The sequence below is a fragment of the Prevotella sp. Rep29 genome (assembly GCF_019551475.1).
In the GTDB taxonomy this organism is placed as follows: domain Bacteria; phylum Bacteroidota; class Bacteroidia; order Bacteroidales; family Bacteroidaceae; genus Prevotella.
This window is the reverse complement of sequence record NZ_CP047159.1, coordinates 1,751,807-1,772,949: the sequence shown is the minus strand read 5'-3', so window position 1 is coordinate 1,772,949 and position 21,143 is coordinate 1,751,807. Positions and strand designations below refer to the sequence as shown.

General features: G+C 46.9%; 21 protein-coding genes and 1 riboswitch. Of the genes, 17 read left to right on the top strand and 4 right to left on the bottom strand.

Annotated elements, in window-relative coordinates; all coding sequences use genetic code 11:
• Window positions 1-168 precede the first annotated feature (168 nt).
• Window positions 169-690 (top strand): low molecular weight protein-tyrosine-phosphatase, encoded by a 522-nt coding sequence (locus GRF55_RS07565; RefSeq protein WP_370626704.1) that lies wholly within the window; start codon window positions 169-171, stop codon window positions 688-690.
• Between the two features lie 18 nt (window positions 691-708).
• Here the strand turns inward: GRF55_RS07565 and hemW are convergent, their stop codons facing one another.
• Window positions 709-1,842, bottom strand: a complete 1,134-nt coding sequence (gene hemW / locus GRF55_RS07560; protein WP_220367839.1) for a radical SAM family heme chaperone HemW — start codon at window positions 1,840-1,842, stop codon at window positions 709-711.
• 146 nt (window positions 1,843-1,988) lie between these two features.
• Between hemW and GRF55_RS07555 the strand changes: the two genes are divergently transcribed.
• The 6 genes from GRF55_RS07555 (at window position 1,989) to GRF55_RS07530 (ending at window position 11,377) form a co-directional block, all read left to right on the top strand.
• On the top strand, window positions 1,989-4,148 hold the full coding sequence (locus GRF55_RS07555; RefSeq protein ID WP_220367838.1) for a translation factor GTPase family protein: 2,160 nt from the start codon (window positions 1,989-1,991) through the stop codon (window positions 4,146-4,148).
• Window positions 4,149-4,634: 486 nt separating this feature from the next.
• Window positions 4,635-5,753: a DNA translocase FtsK gene (locus tag GRF55_RS07550; RefSeq protein WP_220367837.1), complete on the top strand. Its 1,119-nt coding sequence runs from the start codon at window positions 4,635-4,637 to the stop codon at window positions 5,751-5,753.
• A 232-nt stretch (window positions 5,754-5,985) separates the two neighbouring features.
• Complete coding sequence (locus GRF55_RS07545; protein WP_220367836.1) at window positions 5,986-7,512, top strand: sensor histidine kinase KdpD; 1,527 nt, start codon at window positions 5,986-5,988, stop codon at window positions 7,510-7,512.
• 35 nt (window positions 7,513-7,547) lie between these two features.
• Window positions 7,548-8,246, top strand: coding sequence for a response regulator transcription factor (locus GRF55_RS07540; RefSeq protein WP_220367835.1), 699 nt, complete (start codon window positions 7,548-7,550; stop codon window positions 8,244-8,246).
• A 167-nt stretch (window positions 8,247-8,413) separates the two neighbouring features.
• Window positions 8,414-10,096: a DUF4836 family protein gene (locus tag GRF55_RS07535; RefSeq protein ID WP_220367834.1), complete on the top strand. Its 1,683-nt coding sequence runs from the start codon at window positions 8,414-8,416 to the stop codon at window positions 10,094-10,096.
• A gap of 66 nt (window positions 10,097-10,162) precedes the next feature.
• Window positions 10,163-11,377, top strand: a complete 1,215-nt coding sequence (locus GRF55_RS07530) for an ABC transporter permease (RefSeq protein ID WP_255563753.1) — start codon at window positions 10,163-10,165, stop codon at window positions 11,375-11,377.
• A gap of 13 nt (window positions 11,378-11,390) precedes the next feature.
• On the opposite strand, the gene GRF55_RS07525 is transcribed toward GRF55_RS07530, so the two are convergent.
• Complete coding sequence (locus tag GRF55_RS07525; protein ID WP_220367833.1) at window positions 11,391-11,570, bottom strand: hypothetical protein; 180 nt, start codon at window positions 11,568-11,570, stop codon at window positions 11,391-11,393.
• 128 nt (window positions 11,571-11,698) lie between these two features.
• Between GRF55_RS07525 and rpsF the strand changes: the two genes are divergently transcribed.
• The 8 genes from rpsF (at window position 11,699) to GRF55_RS07485 (ending at window position 18,738) form a co-directional block, all read left to right on the top strand.
• Window positions 11,699-12,043, top strand: a complete 345-nt coding sequence (gene rpsF / locus GRF55_RS07520; RefSeq protein ID WP_220367832.1) for a 30S ribosomal protein S6 — start codon at window positions 11,699-11,701, stop codon at window positions 12,041-12,043.
• 2 nt (window positions 12,044-12,045) lie between these two features.
• Window positions 12,046-12,315, top strand: coding sequence for a 30S ribosomal protein S18 (gene rpsR / locus GRF55_RS07515; protein WP_220367831.1), 270 nt, complete (start codon window positions 12,046-12,048; stop codon window positions 12,313-12,315).
• An 18-nt stretch (window positions 12,316-12,333) separates the two neighbouring features.
• Window positions 12,334-12,936: a 50S ribosomal protein L9 gene (gene rplI / locus GRF55_RS07510; RefSeq protein WP_220367830.1), complete on the top strand. Its 603-nt coding sequence runs from the start codon at window positions 12,334-12,336 to the stop codon at window positions 12,934-12,936.
• 690 nt (window positions 12,937-13,626) lie between these two features.
• Entirely contained in the window at window positions 13,627-14,190 is a 564-nt protein-coding gene (locus GRF55_RS07505) for a hypothetical protein (protein ID WP_220367829.1), read from the top strand.
• Window positions 14,191-14,224: 34 nt separating this feature from the next.
• Window positions 14,225-14,812 carry a flavin reductase family protein gene (locus GRF55_RS07500; protein WP_255563752.1) on the top strand — a complete coding sequence of 196 codons (588 nt, stop codon included), beginning with the start codon at window positions 14,225-14,227 and terminating at the stop codon, window positions 14,810-14,812.
• A gap of 391 nt (window positions 14,813-15,203) precedes the next feature.
• Window positions 15,204-16,745: an IS1634 family transposase gene (locus GRF55_RS07495; RefSeq protein ID WP_172774742.1), complete on the top strand. Its 1,542-nt coding sequence runs from the start codon at window positions 15,204-15,206 to the stop codon at window positions 16,743-16,745.
• A 58-nt stretch (window positions 16,746-16,803) separates the two neighbouring features.
• Window positions 16,804-17,331, top strand: a complete 528-nt coding sequence (locus GRF55_RS07490; RefSeq protein WP_220367827.1) for a DUF6359 domain-containing protein — start codon at window positions 16,804-16,806, stop codon at window positions 17,329-17,331.
• Between the two features lie 276 nt (window positions 17,332-17,607).
• A riboswitch (cobalamin riboswitch) is annotated at window positions 17,608-17,790 on the bottom strand.
• 351 nt (window positions 17,791-18,141) lie between these two features.
• Window positions 18,142-18,738, top strand: coding sequence for an RNA polymerase sigma factor (locus tag GRF55_RS07485; protein ID WP_220367826.1), 597 nt, complete (start codon window positions 18,142-18,144; stop codon window positions 18,736-18,738).
• A gap of 77 nt (window positions 18,739-18,815) precedes the next feature.
• On the opposite strand, the gene rpe is transcribed toward GRF55_RS07485, so the two are convergent.
• Together rpe and GRF55_RS11735 are read right to left on the bottom strand one after the other, a co-directional pair.
• Window positions 18,816-19,487 carry a ribulose-phosphate 3-epimerase gene (gene rpe, locus GRF55_RS07480; protein WP_220367825.1) on the bottom strand — a complete coding sequence of 224 codons (672 nt, stop codon included), beginning with the start codon at window positions 19,485-19,487 and terminating at the stop codon, window positions 18,816-18,818.
• Between the two features lie 14 nt (window positions 19,488-19,501).
• Window positions 19,502-19,627, bottom strand: a complete 126-nt coding sequence (locus GRF55_RS11735) for a hypothetical protein (protein WP_255563751.1) — start codon at window positions 19,625-19,627, stop codon at window positions 19,502-19,504.
• Between the two features lie 159 nt (window positions 19,628-19,786).
• On the opposite strand from GRF55_RS11735, the gene GRF55_RS07475 reads away from it, so the two are divergent.
• The gene (locus GRF55_RS07475; protein ID WP_220367824.1) at window positions 19,787-20,476 is read left to right on the top strand and encodes a phosphoribosylanthranilate isomerase; all 690 of its coding nucleotides are present in this window, start codon (window positions 19,787-19,789) and stop codon (window positions 20,474-20,476) included.
• 80 nt (window positions 20,477-20,556) lie between these two features.
• Window positions 20,557-21,132: a UpxY family transcription antiterminator gene (locus tag GRF55_RS07470; RefSeq protein ID WP_220367823.1), complete on the top strand. Its 576-nt coding sequence runs from the start codon at window positions 20,557-20,559 to the stop codon at window positions 21,130-21,132.
• Window positions 21,133-21,143: the final 11 nt, after the last annotated feature.

Below are 21,143 nucleotides of genomic sequence, written 5' to 3'. Positions count from 1 at the left end.
GGACAGGGCGATTGGCGTCGCTAAATGTGCTGTATTGCCAGTGGACGAGTGAAGAGGTTGGGTACTTCTTACGGTTGTTTTCTACACTTTTTTATAATTCTTTTTGTGTGGAAAGACAAAGAAACCGTATCTTTGTAGGCAAACTGACAGAAATAACACATTACGAAAATGAATAACATGGAAAAGCGTGAGAGTGAGTGCAAGGGGGCGTGTGAAGCCCTGCTCTTTATTTGTCTGGGGAACATCTGCCGTTCGCCGGCGGCAGAAGGTGTACTGAAGACGATGCTCGAGGCACGCGGCATGTCGGCGCAGGTGCGGGTAGATTCTGCCGGCATCGGCTCCTGGCATGTGGGTGAGTTGCCCGATGCACGTATGCGTCGCCATGCTCAGCAGCGCGGATACGTGTTGGACAGCCGTGCGCGGCAGTTTACGGAGGCGGACTTCAATCGTTTCGACTATATCGTGGTGATGGATGAGGAGAATGAGCGGGAGATTCTCTCGCGCGCATCTTCCGAAAAGGAGCGTGGACAGGTGTTGCGCATATGTGACTTCTTTGTGGAGAACAAGGGGCGCACAAGCGTTCCCGACCCGTATTACGGGGACGGCAGTGCCTTCGAACTGGCGCTGGACCTGATTGAAGACGGATGCCGCGGACTGATGGCGTCGCTCTTTGCGGGTGGAAGGAAGTGAGGCGAATCCTTTTGTCGGTCAGGGTGTCGTGAGGGCAATGAGGTCGCTCATGACATCGTTGCTGACGAACACTCCTTCACGAGTCAGGCGGAGATGGTCGTCTTCCAGTGTCAGCAGGTGTTGTGCGATGCTTTTCTCTGCACTTTTCAGCAGGTAGCGGGCATAGTTTTCTCCGAAATCGTTCCGCACGAGGGGCATGGAGATTCCCTCGCAGGTGCGGAGGGCGGTGGTAATCATGTCGTTGTATCGTGTCCGGAGGTCGAGTTCTTCGCGCTCAAAGACACACGAGCCGTCGTTGATGCCTCGTATGTATTGTTGTATGTCGGCGATGTTCCATTGGCGTGAAGTCCTGTCGTAAGAGTGTGCTGCGGCACCGATGCCGATATACGGGATGCCTTTCCAGTAGCTGCTGTTGTGGCGTGAGCGGCGCGCGGGCTTGGCAAAATTGCTGATTTCGTAGTGTTCGTAGCCGTTTTGTTCAAGTTCTCCCACCAGAAGTTCATACATGTTTTTTGAAATCTCGTCGTCGAGTTCGTCAATCTTTCCCGTTTCCAGCATGCGGAACAGGGCGGTCTCTTCTTCATACATCAGACTGTATGCCGAGATATGTTCCACATCCAGCTGAAGCGCTTGCCGGATGTCGTCTCGCCACTCATTCAGCGTCTCGCCGGGAAAGCCGAACATCAGGTCGATGCTGATATTGTTGAAGCCCGCCTTTCGGAGCAATTCAACGGCGCGTCGAGCCTGTCGTGTGTCGTGGCGGCGGTGCAGGAAGCGCAGACGCTCATCGGAGAACGTCTGGATGCCGAGGCTGATTCTGTTGATGGGGAGCGTAGCCACTTGCGCAGCGTATTCTTCCGTCACGTCGTCGGGATTGCATTCCATCGTGACTTCTTCGGCATGAGCGAGTCCCCACGTCCTGTCAATGTCGCAAAAGATTTGTTCTGTCTGGCGGGGAGAGAGTTGCGACGGGGTGCCGCCGCCGAGATAGATGGTGCTGACGGGCTCGTCCAGATAGTGTTTCCGCAGCTGCATCTCCCTGCCTGTCGCCGACAGATAGTCGGTGATGAGCGCCGGAAGGGTCGTAGAGTAAAATCCGCAGTAGATGCAACGGCTCGCGCAAAATGGAATATGAACGTAAAGACCTGCCATGAAGAACCTAAATTCAACGCAAAAATACTAATATGTTTTAAAAAAAAGTCGGTTTTCGACAAAAACTTTTGGCAGTTTGTTGATTTTTTTATAATTTAGTCGCCAATATGCACAGATACCAGAATTAACACTTAAATATTATTATCATGAAAGTCTATCAGACAAACGAGATTAAGAACATTGCACTCATTGGCAGTGCGGGTAGCGGCAAGACCACACTTGCCGAGAGTATGCTATTTGAAGCGGGAATCATCAAGCGCCGTGGAAGCGTGGAGCAGAAAAACACTGTCAGCGACTACTTCCCCGTGGAGCAGGAGTATGGTTACTCGGTATTCCCGACAGTTTTCCATGTGGAATGGAATAATAAGAAGCTGAACATCATCGACTGTCCGGGTTCGGACGACTTCGTCGGCGGTGCCATCACGGCTTTGAACGTGACCGATCAGGCTCTGATTCTGGTCAATGGACAGTATGGTCCCGAAGTGGGCACGCAAAATGCTTTCCGCAACGCGGAGAAATTGCAGAAGCCGGTCATCTTCCTGATCAACCAACTGGACAAGGACAGCTGCGATTTCGACATGGTGCTGAACAACATGCGCGAGATTTATGGTCAGAAATGTGTGCCTGTGCAGTATCCGATAGCAACAGGTCCTGACTTCAATTCGCTGATTGACGTGCTCGTCATGAAGAAATATTCATGGAAGCCCGAAGGCGGCGCCCCGATTATCGAGGATATTCCAGCCGACCAAATGGACAAAGCGACCGAACTTCACAACGCCCTGATCGAGGCAGCAGCCGAGAACGACGAGGGGTTGATGGAGAAATTCTTTGCTGAAGAAGCCCTCACTGAGGACGAGATGCGCGAGGGAATCCGCAAAGGACTTATCACGCGTTCCATCTTCCCCGTGTTCTGCGTGTGTGCAGGGAAAGACATGGGTGTGCGCCGCTTGATGGAATTCTTGGGCAATGTGGTTCCTTTCGTGGAGGAAATGCCGAAAGTGAAGAATGCGGGTGGAGCGGAAATCGCCCCAGACGCAAACGGTCCGGAGTCGCTCTATTTCTTCAAGACAGGTATGGAGCCGCATATCGGTGAGGTGTCTTACTTCAAGGTGATGAGCGGTTGCGTGAAACCGGGCGACGACCTGACTAATGCCGACCGCGGTTCGAAAGAACGCATGGGACAAATCTACGCTTGTGCAGGTGCCAACCGCATTTCCGTAGATGAACTGCGTGCCGGCGACATCGGTTGTACGGTGAAACTGAAGGACGTGAAGACAGGCAACACGCTCAATGGAAAGGATTGCGACTATACATTCGACTTCATCAAATATCCGAACTCCAAGTATTCACGCGCTATCAAAGCCAACAGCGAGAGCGATACGGAAAAGATGATGGCTGCCCTCATGAAGATGCGTCAGGAAGACCCGACATGGGTTATCGAGCAGTCAAAGGAACTCAAGCAGACCATCGTCCACGGACAGGGAGAGTTCCACCTCCGCACCCTGAAGTGGCGCATGGAAAACAATGAGAAGATTCAGGTGACCTATGAAGAGCCGAAGATTCCGTATCGTGAGACCATCACAAAGGCTGCACGCGCCGACTATCGCCACAAGAAGCAGTCGGGTGGTGCCGGACAGTTCGGTGAGGTGCATCTCATCGTAGAGCCCTACACAGAAGGAATGCCCGATCCTACCGTTTATAAGTTCGGCGGACAGGAATTCAAGATGAACATCAAGAGCAAGGAAGAAGTTGACCTCGAATGGGGTGGCAAGCTCGTGTTCCTGAACTCTGTGGTGGGTGGTGCCATCGATACCCGCTTCATGCCTGCCATCCTGAAAGGTGTGATGGAACGCATGGAACAAGGACCGCTCACAGGTAGCTACGCCCGCGACGTGCGTGTCGTTGTCTATGACGGAAAGATGCACCCGGTAGATTCCAACGAACTTTCCTTCATGCTCGCAGCCCGTAATGCCTTCTCGCTGGCATTCAAAGAGGCAGGACCGAAGATTCTCGAGCCTATCTATGACCTTGAGGTGCTCGTACCAGCCGACTATATGGGTGACGTGATGAGCGACCTGCAGGGACGCCGTGCCATCATCATGGGTATGGACAGCGAGGCAGGATACCAGAAACTGTCGGCAAAGATTCCTCTCAAGGAACTTGCCAGCTATTCTATCTCGCTCAGCTCTCTGACCGGAGGACGCGCTTCGTTCAACACCAAGTTCGCAAGCTATGAACTGGTGCCGAACGATATCCAGCAGACACTCATCAAAGAGCACGAAGCAGAACTGGCGGAAGAAGATTAAAACATCTTTCAGCATACGGGGAAAGTCCTGGCACCGGAAAACGGAATGCCGGGACTTTTTTCTTATATACATTATTATATATATTAATGTGCGGTCGACGACATCTCCCATTCCCCTCGTTGGGTGGCTGCCCGCTTTTGTATATTTATGCAAGGGTGGAGCGATTGGGGTGTAGTTTGTAAACTTTTGAATTTCAGGATGTTAAATATCGCTTTCCAAAAGTTCAACTTTTAGGCGGTGAAAGTTGAACTTTTAGAACGCAAAAGTTCAACTTTTGGAAAACGAAAGTTCAACTGTATGTTTATACACCCTTTTCCGTATGTTTATGCAGTGTCGTATTTCGAGGTCGTTTTCGTCGGATTTGAACAAAGATAATAGCAGCAACAATAGATTTGGACGCAGGAATTTTGAGGATTGAATATAATTTGCTAAATTTACCAAGTGTTTTAGAAAAAAGTAATAACTTTGTATTAAAAATAATACGATATGGCTACATTCTTCGTTCTCGCAGGAATATTTTTTGTTCTTTTGGTGCTTTACATCCTTCTGAAGATGTTTGTTAATAAGCAGAATAGTGCTCCAGCCCCACAAGAAGACGGGTTATCGGAAGAGCAACATAATTGGGCTGCAACCGTCGGGCGATTGTTCGGAGAGAATTATGCTTTGGATATTCGTGAAGTATATGTTAAATGCGGTATGCCACATGATATTGCATACTCTAAGAACTCAGAACTCATAGACCAGAATATTCCTTTTGAAAAAGGTTCGGAAGGTGACAATGTGATAAAAACATATGCGTTGGCAATCTCAAAGCGATATGGCTTGATAAACCTTCCGCTTCAAGAGATTTCTGCTGACACTTATGGCTTGAACTTAAATAAAGGAGAACATATATATCACAGAATAAACAATGTAGGGCTTTTTCAAGAGAAAACCACTCAGATGAATTTTGTGTATTCAGGTGTTCGCTGGCAAAGTGGCTTCTTAAGGGCTGGTTCTATGAACGTTATCGGAAACGAAATAACACGCTTCGTTCAATTGGATGCAGGGCGTCTGATTTTTACGAACAAGCGTTTGATATATGTTGGCGCGCAGAAGAATGTGACAAAAGACATTCCTCTAACAAACATACTATATACGACAATCTATAAAGATGGAGTCTTAGTACATCAAGCCAATAAAAAACCATTGCTTTTTACTTTTACTAATAACAAGGATTTTGAAGTCTATCAAATTGACGATGGTATGTTTGAGTTTATGACTGTTCTCGCGAGATTGCAGGCGGGAACAGAGAAACAAAGCCTTGTCGAAGAGACAAATACCAGTAATGGGGAAAAAGCATCAGTGGTTCTGCAATTACTAAAAGAGAAAGGCTGTGACCCATTGCTCCATGATGTAATTTTATTCTTGCGTGACAATGGTGAGTTCGGAAACTCAACAATCCAAAGAAACTTCAGTGTCGGTTATAACAGAGCATGCCATATCGTAGAACAACTCGTTTCTTTGAATTTAGTTAAGGACAAAGAGAATGGCAAATATGAATTGTTGCCTTTTACAGAAGAGGAGCTGAGCGAAATCCTTAAAGGCGCAGCACCCATAGGCTGATACCATTTTTATTATACTCAACAAGCAGGTTGAGCAAAACTGTTCAACCTGTTTGTTCGGTTGTTTGCCGAAGATGATGCCCAGATTGTTGCTTTTTTGATTCTTCGGCTTTCTTCGTTTAGTGTGCTATATGCAACTAAAATGGGGTGCAAGTGTTAATAAACTAAAAATACGGGGATTTGTTTAACATTTCTGTGTTAACGAATTAAGTTTTATGTTTACCTTTGCGAGCATGAAGAAGATGACGATTTGGATTATTGCGACCATCATGGGATTTTCATTCCTGGGATTGCTTTTCCTTCAAATCAAATACATCGACGAGATGGTTGAAATGAAGCGGGAGCAGTTTGATGAGTCTGTGAATCGTTCCCTGTATCAGGCATCGCGCAACCTGGAGTTGAATGAAACGTTGCGCTATCTTGAGAAAGACGTGAAAGAGACGCGGCGCAAATCGGCAATGAATGATTCGGCGGAAGTCGGTAATTGGAGATCTGTCAACCACACTTCATTCGAGGAGAAGACCATCAGGACAAAGCTCGGCAATATGCCGAAGGGCATTATCCTCAGGACAGACAAGCATTCGGCTTCGGAGACGAGCAAGGCGATGCAGCAGATTTTCAGAAACCGATATATCTATCAGAAGTCGCTGCTGGATGAAGTCATCATGAGCATTCTGTATTCAGCATCGGAAAAGCCGTTGCAGGAGCGCGTCAACTTCAAGCTGCTCGATCAGGACCTGAAGGCTGAGCTGGTGAACAACGGAATCAACATTCCTTACCATTTCACGGTGACAACGCAGGACGGACGCGAAGTCTATCGCTGTCCTGACTATACGGAAGACGGGGAAGAATATACCTATAGCCAGGTGCTTTTCCGTAACGACCCGCAGTCGAAGATGGGCGTGGTAAAGATACATTTCCCCGACATGAACAGCTATATCTTCTCCTCTGTGCGGTTCATGATACCTTCCATCATCTTCACACTGATATTGTTGGTGACCTTCATCTTCACCATCGTCGTCATATTCCGGCAGAAACGTTATACGGAGATGAAAAATGACTTCATCAACAACATGACGCACGAGTTGAAGACGCCGATATCAAGCATATCACTTGCAGCGCAGATGCTCAACGACGAGTCGGTGACGAAGAGCCCTTCAACGATGAAACACCTCGGAAACGTCATCAATGATGAGTCGAAACGTCTCAGGTTCCTTGTCGAGAAAGTGTTGCAGATGTCCATGTTCGACCGGAAGAAAGCGGTGTTCAAGCGCAAGGAGCTCGACCTGAACGAGATGCTGGAAAATGCTGCCCATTCATTCCAGTTGCGAGTGGAGCACACAGGCGGGAAAATCAGTTTGGATATAGAGGCGGTGGATTCCGCAATCTATGTGGATGAGATACATTTTGCAAATGCCATCAACAACCTGATAGACAATGCCATCAAATACAAGAAGCCGGAACAGCCGTTGAACCTGGTTATCAGGACCTGGAACGAGAAAGACCGGTTGAACTTCTCTATCGCCGACGACGGCATCGGAATCAAGAAAGACAACCAGAAGAAGGTGTTTGACAAGTTCTATCGTGTGCATACGGGAAACGTGCATGATGTGAAAGGTTTCGGACTGGGATTGGCATACGTCAAGAAAATCATCGATCTGCACGATGGTGAGATACGAATGGAAAGCGAGTACGGGAAGGGAACCACGTTCACCATCTCGCTCCCGGCAATCCAAGAGGATGCAAATAAGAGTGTTTAGAAAATAGAAGTCTAACGTTTTAATATTTTATCATTATGGAAGAGAATTTGAAAATTTTATTGTGCGAAGACGACGAGAACCTCGGTATGCTGCTTCGCGAGTACCTCCAGGCAAAAGGCTTTGAAGCAATGCTTTGTCCTGACGGAGAGGTTGGTTACAAAGAATTCCTGAAGAACAGGTTTGATATCTGTGTCCTCGATGTAATGATGCCTAAGAAAGACGGATTTACACTGGCACAGGAAATCCGCCAAGTTAACACTGAGATACCTATCATCTTCCTGACTGCTAAACAGTTGAAGGAAGATATCCTCGAAGGATTCAAGATTGGAGCGGACGACTATATCACCAAGCCGTTCTCGATGGAAGAACTGGTGTTCCGTATTGAAGCAATCCTCCGCCGTGTACATGGAAAGAAGACCAAGGAAGCGACGCTTTACAATATCGGTAACTTCGTGTTTGACACACAGAAGCAACTGCTTTCAATCGGCGACAAGCAAACCAAGCTGACCACCAAGGAGAACGAATTGCTCGCACTGCTTTGTGCACATGCAAACGAAATCCTGCAGCGCGATTTCGCTTTGAAGACCATTTGGATTGACGATAACTATTTCAACGCCCGTTCGATGGATGTTTACATCACCAAGTTGCGTAAGCACCTGAAGGACGACCCGCAGATAGAGATTATCAACATCCACGGAAAGGGATATAAACTGATTACTCCGGAAGAGGAATAAGGAGAATATAAGAAAGAGCCCGAAGTCGTCAAGAGATTTCGGGCTCTTTTGTGTTTACGGCGAACAAGAAAAATATGTAAAAAGTGGTTGAAGTTTTCATTATCGGAAAATATTCATTACCTTTGCATCATTCTGAAACAATCAATTAAAAAATAGGAGAAAGAGAAATGAAAGCAAGCGGAAAGATTTTATCGTTATTGGTTTTAGGGTTTGCAGCGTTGTTGAGTTCGTGTTCGAAAGTGCCAGACTCTGCCAAGCTGATACCTGAAAATGCCACAGTCGTCATGCGGCTTGATGTTCGGCAGATAGCTGAGAGTAGCGGACTGACGGATGATGGCGCGCTAAAGGCTGATTTGAAAAAGCGATTGAAGGATGCAGATTTCTCACGGGCTTTTTCAGAGAAGCTGGAACACCTTTTGGATGATCCGGCAAAGGCTGGTATTGACCTGCGCGACCCTGTCTTCGTGTATTTTGTGCAGGCAAAGAAAGACGACCCGGCATTGGATATGGAGCCCCAGGAGACGGTGGGCGACAGTTTGGAAACAGATGCTGATATGTTGGGCGATGTTCCTCCATACGCTGCGGTTGATGATGTCGGAGTGGGAATTGTCGGAACGGTATATAGCGCGAAAGACCTTGCCGAATTTCTGAACGCCTTGGCGAAGGAGACGGGCGATGAGCCGCTGACCGAGAAAGACGGGCTCTACTATTCGCTTTCGAATGGAACCCTCTTCGTGTTCAATAAGGATTATTTCTGTCTGTCTCATGCTGACTATACGGGGAAGGGTGAGAGCGAGGTGCTCGCCGATGCCAGAAAATTGCTTGATGAGGGTGTGGAGCATTCCATGTATGACAACGACTTCTTCAAAACAATGTGTAAGAAAGAAGGTGAGATGCAGCTCTTGTTCTATAACGCACTGGCAGGCTCTCCCGAAATGCAGATGATGGAATCGATGATCATGCCGGAGGGAGTCAAGGTGAAGGACATGGCGTATGTGATGGACGTACACATGGAAAAGGGCGAAACGAAAGCGCAAATAGACATCCTGACCAAATCCGATGAGTGTGATGCCTTGATAAAGAAAGGAGATCAGGTCATCGACGAAATCAAAGGCGATTTGTTGAAATATGTTCCGAAAGACGGCTTCTCAGTGTTCTGCAATATCCATGGTGATAAGTTATATGAGATGCTCCAGGAGTTTCCGTTGTTCAAGCAGCTTCCAAAAGACATGACAGCCCAGATCAAGAAGGTGCTCGGTGCAATTGATGGCGATTTTGCGTTCACGATGTCGGACCTGGACGAGAAAGGGACGATGCCGCGCTTCTCTGTCTATGCTCAGACAAAAGACGCCACCCTCATCTCCATGTTGAAAGAACTGAACATGGTAACTGCGGATATGAAGGAGAAAGCATCCAATTGTTATGTCCTTCCTGTGGATGAGAAGACGACGGATGTGGTTAATTTCGGTTGGAAGAACAATACCACCTATATCACTATGGGAGTGGAAGGCGATGAGTTCACCGAGGCGAAGGCTCCGCTGTCAGCCAACGTACTGAAGGGTCGTCAGACCTATGTCTATTTTGATTTCAACATGCTCGACAGACTGGCGAAAAGGCTTGGCGAAACGCCGGTAAGCGTTGAGATGAAAGAAATCGCCCGTATGTTCGACTATGCTGAGGGCTATGATGAAGGCATGAGAAAAAACATCATCACATTGAAGCATAAGGACAAGAGCAAGACGCTCCTTGAACTGGTCTATACTTATGCCATGCAGATGATGGACCGCCAGCAAAACTCCGTGGTGTCGGAAGAAGACTTGAAAGAGGCACTGAAAGAAACTAGCGTGTAATGAAACGACCGTGAGAAACTGCTCTGCGGATGCGGGCAGTTTCTCTTTCAAAAAATAAGATAAGAAATGATGCTCAATCGCTTGCTTCGGAAACTTCTTTCCCGCAATCTCAACGGCTGGCAGATGGCAGGCTTCGTGCTTGCCAACCTTTTTGGTATGATTATTGTGCTGACCGCCGTGCAGTTCTCAACGGATGTGATACCGCTGTTTACGGGTGGCGACAGTTTTATGAAGCCAGGGCGGATTGTCGTCGTGAAGCATGTGAGTGCCGCTCGAACCGTGTCGGGCAAGGCTCCGGTGTTCAAGTCTGAGGAGATTGATGAACTGGAGGCGCAGCCCTTTGCCAAAGACGTGGGCACGTTCATTCCGTCGCAGTTCAGCGTCTTTGCTTCCATCGGCAGCCAGAGCATGGGAATGGCATTCTCAACGGAGATGTTTTTCGAGTCGATCCCCGACAAGTATATGGACATCGACCTGTCGAAATGGCAGTACACAGCGGGCAGCGACACCTTGCCCATCGTGCTGCCACGCACCTATCTGAACCTGTATAATTTCGGCTTTGCAGGCAGTCGCGGACTTCCCACGCTCTCTGAAGGCGTGGTGGGAATCGTGAGAATCAATCTGCTGCTGAGCGGAAGCCACGGGCGGCGTGCCATGGTGGGCAGGGTCGTCGCGTTCTCGAAGCGGTTGAACACGATTCTTGTCCCCGAAAAGTTCATGAAAGAGGCGAACGCACAACTCGCGCCCGACAAGACACCGCAGCCGTCGCGCCTCATCGTCACCGTGACCAATCCGGGCGATGAGCGCATAACCGAATATCTGGCGTCGAACAACTATGAGGCGGAGGGGGGCGACGACGATGCCTCGCGCACTGCCGGCTTCCTGCGAGTCATTGCAATCATCGTTATGGTGATAGGACTGGTCATCAGCGCGCTTGCTTTCTATGTGTTGCTGCTGAGCATCTACCTGCTGCTGCAGAAACACACGGAGAAAATCGACAATCTGCTGCTGATAGGTTATTCGCCCCTGAAAGTGTCGTGGTTCTATTACAAACTCGCCATCGGGCTGAATCTTTTGGTGTTCATCGTGGCATTGTTCCTGACTTTCCAGATTCGTAAACTCTATCTGCCGTATTTCGGGGAACTCTATCCCCGTTACGAAGCATCAGAAATACTGCCCACCGTGCTCGTCGGCGCCATCCTCTTCCTGCTGGTCAGCATACTCAATTTCCTCGCCGTCCGCCGGAAAGTGATGCGCGTGTGGCAACTTCACAAGGTGTGAGGGCAGGGGAGTGTCAGTATTTGCTCTGCCGTTTGGCGAGGACCACGTGCCCGATGATGCCTCCGACGATGAGCAGCCATGCCGCCACAAGCAGGAGATTGCTGTCCGTCCAGCCAGCCAGAAATGCGGTCAGCAGGAGCAAAACGCCGAGGCAAACGGCATAGATGCCAAGGTTGTTGACGTGTCTTTTCATGTCAGTTTCAATCAATGTGTGCACAAAACTACTAAAAATATTTGTCCGAATCAAAAAAAAACCGTAATTTTGCACCGCATTTTTAAATGCACCCATTTTTTAACATTTAAACATTTAATCAAAGTAGTATGAATCATTACGAAACCGTTTTCATTTTGACTCCCGTTTTGTCTGATGATCAGATGAAGGAAGCGGTCGCTAAGTTCAAGACTATTCTCACCGAAAAAGGTGCGGAGATGCTGAACGAAGAGACGTGGGGACTGAAGAAGCTGGCTTACAGCATTCAGAAAAAGAATTCCGGATTCTACTGCCTGTTCGAATTCAAGGCAGAGCCGGAGGTAATCAATACGCTTGAAACAGGCTTCCGTCGCGACGAGAAAGTCATTCGTTTCATGACCGTAAAACTCGACAAGCATGCAGCACAGTATGCAGAGAAGAGACGTAACAAACTTAACAAAAAAGAGGAGGCTTAATCATGGCAGAGCAAGATACAGAAATTCGCTATTTGACCGCTCCTTCGATTGACACGAAGAGAAAGAAGTATTGCCGTTTCAAGAAAAGCGGTATCAAGTATATTGACTACAAAGATCCTGAGTTCCTGAAGAAATTCTTGAACGAGCAGGGAAAGATTCTTCCCCGCCGCATCACGGGAACCTCTCTGAAATACCAGCGCCGTGTGGCTCGGGCAGTCAAACGTGCTCGCCAGATAGCATTGCTTCCATACGTAGCCGATTTGATGAAATAAAAAAAAGGAGGAACAGATATGGAAATTATACTGAAAGAAGACATCATCGGTCTGGGTTACAAGAACGATATCGTGAACGTGAAGAACGGCTATGGCCGTAACTATCTCATACCCGCAGGCAAGGCAGTCATCGCAACAGCGTCGGCTAAGAAAATCCTTGCTGAAAACCTCAAGCAGCAGGTACATAAACTTGAGCGCCTGAAAGCAGAAGCCGAGAAGAAGGCTGAAAAACTGAAAGACGTCGCAGTAGAAATCGCTGCACGCGTAAGCTCAAACGACATGCTCTACGGATCAGTGACAGCAGCCATGGTTGCCGACGAACTGGAGAAGAAAGGCGTGGAGGTTGACCGCAAGATCATCACCATGCGCGACATCAAGAAAATCGGAACCTATGACGCAGTCGTGCATTTCCACAAGGAAGTGGAAGTGAAGATTCCCGTGACAGTCATCGCCGAAAACGCTGCAGAACTCGCTGCCGAGGCTGCTGCACGCAAGGCTGAAGCTGCCGCTAAGAAGAACGAAGAAAAGCAGGCTGAAGAAGCTGAGGCTACAGAAGAGGCTGCTCCGGAAGCTGAGGTGGAAGAGACACCGCAGGCTGAAGAGGCACCCGCAGCTGAATAACAAAAAGTTTTTTTCATAATTACCGTCCCCGGTAGCCCATGGTTATCGGGGATTTTTGTGCCCTTTAACCACAAACATTAAACGTATCCGAAAATATCGAACGTATCCAAAAATAAAAGTTTTCGCCCTTTTTGTTTTTTAGGAAATTTTCGGAATACTATCTTATCCCTCGTTGTGCTGGATTTGCAATCCAGTACCATTTTAATCGTGGATTTACAATCCCCCTCCGCTTCTGTATATTTATGCAGCGCAGCAGGTTTTGGATGTTGTTTTGTAACCATTTGAAAAACAATGCATTAAGTAGTGCTTTCCAAAAGTTCAACTTTTAGCTTGCAAAAGTTGAACTTTTAGGCGATGAAAGTTGAACTTTTAGGCGATGAAAGTTGAACTTTTAGAACGCAAAACTTCAACTTTTGGAAAGCGAAAGTTCAACCGCATATTTATACGCCCTATTCTGCATGTTTATACAAGCAAAACGGAGGCAAAACGAAGGGGCATTTTTATGCCTTTGTCAATTCCGAAAATATTTGTCAATTTTCTGCTCGTTGATAGCGTAATGTTCACCAACATCAAACTACTCAAAACGTGCCAACGCCACCGCCAAACAGCGTCTTCGCCATAAAAAACATGCGCAAATTTTGTTTATTCTAAGCATTTAACTATCTTTGCAGTAGCCAAAACCTAAAAAAGATGCAGATCCGATTCAAGAAAAAAGCGAAGATTATTGACGTGGTTATTACAGCCGTGGCTGGGATGCTGTCCGTGGGATTCATGCTCTATGGCGTATGTCATTTCGGTCTGAGAGTGGGAGGGTTCGAACTGATCCTCAACATTTTTTATCTGGCTTGTCTGGTGATGATCTGGATGTATTTCTTCAATCGGCTGAAGGCGGAGCAGTTCAACTACTGGTGCTCGGTGTGTGTGGGCATTACAGTGCTGCTGCGCGATATTCTCTTTTCACCCGAGTTGGTGAGTTATCCCATTCACCTGATGTGTCTCACGCTCTCGGTGTGGCTGCTTCTGATGCTCACTTATTTCTATGCGCGCAAGAACTGGAAGGGCTATACCAAATTCAACCTGTGGATGATTTTCATCGTTGACGTGATCATCGCTGCGCTTTATCACTATGACATCGCTTATCTGGAGGCGGCAGACAAATATACTGACTATCTGCTTACCGAGATATGGATTCGCCCCACCATCACCTACGGACTCGTAACGTGCTTCGTCACAGAGACGAGGGGAGAAGGGTAGCGGCTAATTCCGGAATTTTAAACATTAAATGACTATGAAAAGAGTACGGTTGATGATGGCTGCATTGGCTGTCTGGTGTATGTCTGGCGCGTCGGTATCGGCGCAAGAGGAGAATGGATTTAAGAAGTTTGACGTGAAAGAAGATTTCACGGAGAATGGTTTTCAATGGTTTCGCGATGCGGAGCTCGTAGCTGCCGGCGACAAAGAGAAACACAATGCGATGACCATCGGGTGGGGAGGCATCGGAACGCTTTGGGGACATACTGCCCTGACCGTCTATGTGGCGGAAAAGCGCTACACGAAGGAATTCATGGACAAGGCGCAATACTTCACGGTGATGGCTTTCGACGTGGCAGACAGCAAGGTGCTCAGATACATGGGCACCAAAAGCGGCAGAGACGGTGACAAGGCTGCCGCACTGGGACTTCACACCGCCTATACGGAGAATGGCACGCCCTATTATACGGAGGCAACGATGGTGATTGAGTGCAAGACGATGTATGCTGCACCCTTCGACCCGCAGTATTTTAAGAGCGATGTGCCCAGACGTCAGTACAGCAATTTCCCTGCCGGACTGCATACCATGTATATCGGCGAGGTGGTCAACGCATGGAAAAAATAATGCTGGCAACTTCGTGCGAATAGCTTTTTGGGAAGGCAAGCTTTTGGCGGAAATAAAGCGCTGAAATGTTAAAAAATGAATTTTTCTGCCAGAAAATTTGCTTTTCTTAAAGGATTCTTATATATTTGTCCCCAACTTTTATTGATTTCGCGATTTTCGAAATCTCCCCCGAGGTTGGTAGCTTCCTGCACCAACCTCTTTTGTTTGAGTGCTTCAAAAACACAATGGAATATTTGTCGGTTTCGGAATAAATTGATATTTTTGCAAGAAAATACCACCTGACTTCATCACTTTTTTGCGCCATCATATAGCGCACAATGATAATCAGCGAGTTACGTAAAATTATTGGGTGGTTTGGGTGGCGCAAGCGAAAAACGTGTACCTTTGCACCATGTATGTACGCAAGAAACACAATCGTTCCGGCTCTACAAGTGTGGTAGTGGTCAGTAAAGCGAGTGGAAAGTATAAAGAAATAAAATCGTTTGGCTCCTCTACATCCGAAGAGGAAATACATTCATTATGCGATAAGGCTGCTGCATGGATACGTTCATTTGGCGGTCAGCAAGAACTTGACTTTGATGACCGCAAGGGAAAGGAAGTCGAGGAGACAGAGCGTTTCCTTAGCAATATTGACAACGTGTTGATAAACGGTACTCGGCTTCTGCTTGATCAAGTCTATGACAGCATCGGCTTCAACCGGATTCCCGATGAGATTCTGCGTCATTTGGTAATCGCAAGGGTGTCGCAGCCCAGAAGCAAACTTGCCACAGTAGATTACCTGAAGTCATATTATGATGAAGATGTTGACCTCAACCACATCTATCGCTACATGGACAAGCTCTACAATACCCAGATGGAGCTTGCGCAGCAGATTAGCGTAGAGCACACCCGGAAACTGTTCGGAGGCAAGATTGGATTGATGTTCTACGACGTGACGACGCTCTACTTTGAGACAGCACAGACGGACGTATTGCGTGAACCGGGGTTTTCAAAGGATGGAAAGACGGCAGAGTCACAGGTTATACTCGGTCTGCTTGTATCAGAAGGAGGCTACCCGCTTTCATACTCTCTGTTCAACGGCAGCCAGTATGAGGGCTTCACCATGATACCAATGATAGATGACTTCAAGCAGCGTTTCAATCTGGGGAAAGATTTTGTTGTGGTGGCAGACTCAGGCTTGATGAACAAGAACAATGTCACTTTGCTGCAGGAGGCTGGCTACAACTACATACTTGGAGCCCGCATCAAGAGCGAGAGCGCAAGCGTGAAGCAATGGATTCTCTCTTTAGAGAAGGTTGATAAAGCCTGTTACGACTACAAACGTGAGAATGGGGAAAGACTTATCGTCAGTTATTCCGACAAGCGTGCAAAGAAGGATGCCTACAACCGTGACCGCGGAATTGTCCGATTGAGAAAAGCCTATAAGACCGGACGCATCACGAAGAGTCAGGTGAACAAGCGTGGCTACAACAAGTTTCTTGAAATCAGCAAGGACATAGAAGTCGTCATCAGCGAAGAGAAGATTGCAGAGGACTGCCAGTGGGACGGACTCAAGGGCTACATCACCAATACAGACCTTGACGCCGAGCGTGTCATTGCCGAGTATCATGGACTCTGGGTGGTGGAACGTGCATTCCGTATTTCAAAAGGAACTCTGGAAATGCGTCCGATGTTTCATTTTACAGAACGTAGGATAGAGGCACATGTCTGCATTTGCTTCATCGCCTATAAGGTATATAAGGAACTGGAGCGACTCATTGCCATTAACAAGATTGGGATGAGTGTCGATAAGGTGCTTGAGGCAGCCAAAACTATCACGACAATCAGGGTAAGGATGCCTAAAAACGGGACTTACTTCACTAAGACACTCTTCTTGACGGAGAAGCACCTCGCAGTGAAACCACTTTTCGACATATCTGGCAACAAATCTTAATTTGGGTGGCGCATTGACGAAGTCAGGAAATTGATATTTTTGCAAGAAAATACCAGATATGAGAACGAATTATTTGAAGATGGTTTTCTTTGCGCTGCTGTTGACGGTGGCGTTTAGTTGTGAAAAAGCAATCATTGATGAAGAAATTGATGACACGGAATTGTCAGAGCCAGGTGACGATAATGGCGGTTCCGGTGGTGGAAATGGTGGTGGAAACACTGGTAAGAAAGACGGAAGGGATGAGAATAATCCTCTGACGGTGGCTGAATTTATTGCAGGTGATTATAATTTTGATGTCTTCGTAAAAGGATACATAGTCGGTGCTTGTCAAGGTAAAAAAGAGAACGCGACTTTTGAAGCACCTTTCAAAGGAAAAACAGCAATCCTTCTTGCAGATAATGCTGGAGAAAAAGACACGGAAAAGATGATTTCGATAGGGTTGGCGAGTGGGAAAAATCGTGAAAAATTCAACTTGGAAGATAATCCCGGTAACTACGGAAAGCAAGCAAGATTTTATGGAGGTAGAACGACTTATCTTGGGTTCATATCAATAAGAAATCCTGGAAGTTATTTCTTATTTGATTAACATCCCGATAGTTTGACTGAAAATAATATAAGGGCTAAGGGTAAGGAATTATCAACTGAGTTATAAAAAACAAAAAAGGGTGGAACCTCACGGTCTCACCCTTTTTCTAACAAACTTAAATAAACTTATATAATACACGTAGGGTCTTGATGTGGCGCATATTCCTATACGATGAGAGGCTATCTGCGCATGCAAGGAGTTATCGCCATGCGATTATTCCTTTTCTTTTATGTTGAATTTTATTTCTGTTGTGCTTCCGTCCCTTACATCGAGAGATTTCGGCTGATATCCTAAGGCAGGTCTTCTGACTTTGTTCCACCGGCAAACACCTTCCCGTTTTCAACAGTGGCTTCTTGTTTGCCAGTTATAAAGGAACTTACAGCTGCGAGACAGTCGGAGATTCTCACTCCATTCCCTTTTTAATCGCGCTTATAGCGAACCTTATCGCTTGCAAAGATAAAGCATTTTTGCGAAACACCAAAAAACTTATCAATATTTTTATGGAAAATCTTTCATTTCGTTCTCGAAATGCCACTTCATCATCAAGGGTGTTTTGCCCGCATCGTTTATCGTAAAAAGCATCTATTTGTTAAAAAGCGAGGGGTAAAATGATGTTTTTTTATAAAAAATTTGGAAGAAATGATGAAAGTGTTTATATTTGCAACCACATTTTTAATCAATGCTCACATCTCGGCAGGGGCTATATGGTCTTTTGGCGGGTGTGGGAGAAGAGTAACGAACATTGTAAAACTTAAAAAACAAAACGCCTATTGTAAAAAACATTACTTAAGAATTTTAATGTTTTAAGGAATGAAAAATCTGAATGATATGACCGACGAGCAGTTGGCATTTTCATACATTGATGGTAACAATAAGGCTTTTGATTTGCTTTTGTCTCGCAATCAATCGAGACTGTTTTCCTATATCTTGTTCGTGGTTCGTGACCAGGATGTAGCGAATGATATTTTTCAAGAGACTTTTGTAAAGGTGATTACCAAACTGCATGAAGGCAAGTATAGGGATACCGGCAAGTTCAGTGCTTGGATTATGCGTATTGCCCACAACGTAATCATGGACTGGTATCGTGACCAGAAGGCAGAGCGCATCGTGGAGCCGACGGAGGGTAACGACCTGTCGAACCTCAGTTCAAAAGACATCATCGACTCGAATATTGAGAATCTTTTTGTCAACGACCAGATTCTGCGAGACGTGAGGAAGATGATGGAGCAGTTGCCTGCCTCGCAGCGCGAAGTGGTGTTTATGCGCTTCTATCAGGAGATGTCGTTTAAGGAGATTGCCGAGACGACGGGTGTGAGCATCAATACCTCGCTTGGACGTATGCGTTACGCCATTCTCAACCTGCGCCGCATGGCTAAGGACCACCAGATTATGCTGCAGATGGACTAAATGTTCAGGTGCAAATGTATTAAACGCATCAGCCCGCCAGTCGAATGATTGGCGGGCTGATGCGTTTCTGGTATGGTTCAGACACTCTTCGTTTCGGTGTCCAGTTCTTTCAGGCTGCGGATGACAGCAATCGGGTCGCTGGCTTTGAAAATGTAACTTCCGCTGACCAGCGCATCGGTTCCCGCCTGCACCAATCGCGGGGCAGTGTCTGCCTGTACGCCGCCGTCCACTTCGATGAGGGCATGACTGCCGCTTTGCTGTATGAGTTGACGCAGGCGTTGCACCTTCTGAATGGTGTTCTCAATGAACTTCTGTCCGCCGAAACCAGGGTTGACGCTCATCAGCAGGACCAGTTCCACATCGCCGATAATGTCTTCAAGGACAGAGACCGGAGTGGACGGGTTGAGCGAGACACCGGCTTTCATGCCGGCAGCATGTATCTCCTGTACGGTGCGGTGCAAGTGTGTACATGCTTCATAGTGCACGGTCATCATCATAGCGCCGCATTTGGCAGTCTGCGCCACGTAACGTTCGGGCTTGACAATCATGAGGTGTACGTCAAGCGGTTTCTTGCTGATTTTCGATACGGCTTCAAGGACGGGAAATCCAAAAGAGATGTTGGGCACGAAAACACCGTCCATAACATCCATGTGCAGCCAGTCGGCTTCACTTCGGTTGAGCATCTCCACGTCTCTCTGGAGGTTGGCAAAATCGGCAGAAAGCAGCGAAGGGGAAATAATCGGTTTCATGATACGACAGGTCTTTAGTTGATGCAGAGATTTTCATTCCTGCGATTCACTTTGGCAGCCTGGAAAGTGTAGGCTATTTGTCTGATAAGATGTAATGTTTGTTCCGATGGTTGGAACTCTTCAGGAGTAAAGTATGTCATAGGCGTTAATATTATGTATATGTTTTATTGATAAAACGGATATTGGCGGTCTTTATTATATAGAATGTCATTTTTATTTTTTTATTTGGAAAATCATGCGTCAATATCCTGGAAAAAGGTTATCTTTGCCTAATCATAAGAGCGTAAAGAGAAAAGGATATGATTATAAAGGTATGTGGGATGCGCGACCCAAAGAATATCCGCGCAGTAAGTGCTTTGGATATTGACTGGATGGGGTTTGTCTTCTGGCGGGATAGTCCACGCTATTTGCAACAAATATCCTCCCGTACAGGTACGCTTCCCGACTATTCATCGCTACGGGATGATGCGATGCGTAAGAAGGCAGACGGGAAGAAAGATATTTTGCGCGTCGGTGTGTTTGTGGACGACATGCCGCAGAACATCGTGACGCGGGTGGTTAACTATCGGTTGGACATCGTTCAGCTGCACGGTGACGAGAGTCCTGTCATGATGGAGAACCTGCGGCGGACGATAGATCCGGATATCCATCAGGGTATCAAGTTGATGAAAACCATTTATGTTGGTTGTGCAGATGACTTGAAATGCTGTGCAGACTATGCGGGCGTTGCAGACTACTTCTTGTTTGAACCCAAGAAACCAGCAGACACAGAGGCTTGTATTGATTGGGATGTGTTGGCTGCCTATGACGGTCAAGTGCCTTTCATTCTGGGCGGTGACATCGGACCGGATGATGTGGAGCGCCTCCGTCACTTTAGTCATCCAGCGTTCTGTGGCATCAGTGTAGATGCGCAGTTTGAAACGGCATATGCGATGAAAGATGCCGTGGCGTTGAAGGCATTTGTTGAGTGTTTGAGAAAAGGAGAATAACAGATATTTCAGCAGGTAAATTTTGTTATTCGAAATGAAAAGAATATCTTTGCAGGCGATTTGTAAAGCATAGACATTGAATGACAGATATCCTTCCATCAACAACCAACGCATCACAGCCAGAAGAGCAGCAGCCGTGGTATGCTATCCGTCTGTTTTCGATTAGACAGAAAGCTGTGTGTGACTATCTCGCAGAGCATGGGTTGGAATATTTCGTCCCTATGCAGTATGTTGATTTTGAGACTCGTGATGGAAAGCGGAAACGGGAACTGCGCCCGGTGGTGCGGAATCTTGTTTTTGTGAAGAAAAGTCTTTCCCAGCGGCAGATGACAGGAGTGGTGCAGGAATGTCCTTACAAAATGGCTGTCATCCGCAAGAGTCGGACGTCCACGGCTTATTATGAAATTTCGTCAAAGGAGATGCATGAGTTCCAGGTGATGTGTAATCCGGAGATAGAACTTCGTAAATATCTCACAGAGGAAGAGGCGCAGCTGAAGGTCGGCACACCGGTTGATGTTGTTTTTGGACCGTTGAAGGGATTGTCTGGCAAATTGGTTCGTCAGAGTAAGAAATACTATTTGCTTAAAGAAATTCCCGGTATGGGTGTGATGATCAAAGTGTCGCGATGGTGTTGCAAGCCCGTCGTAGAAAAATAACTGCTTTAGTA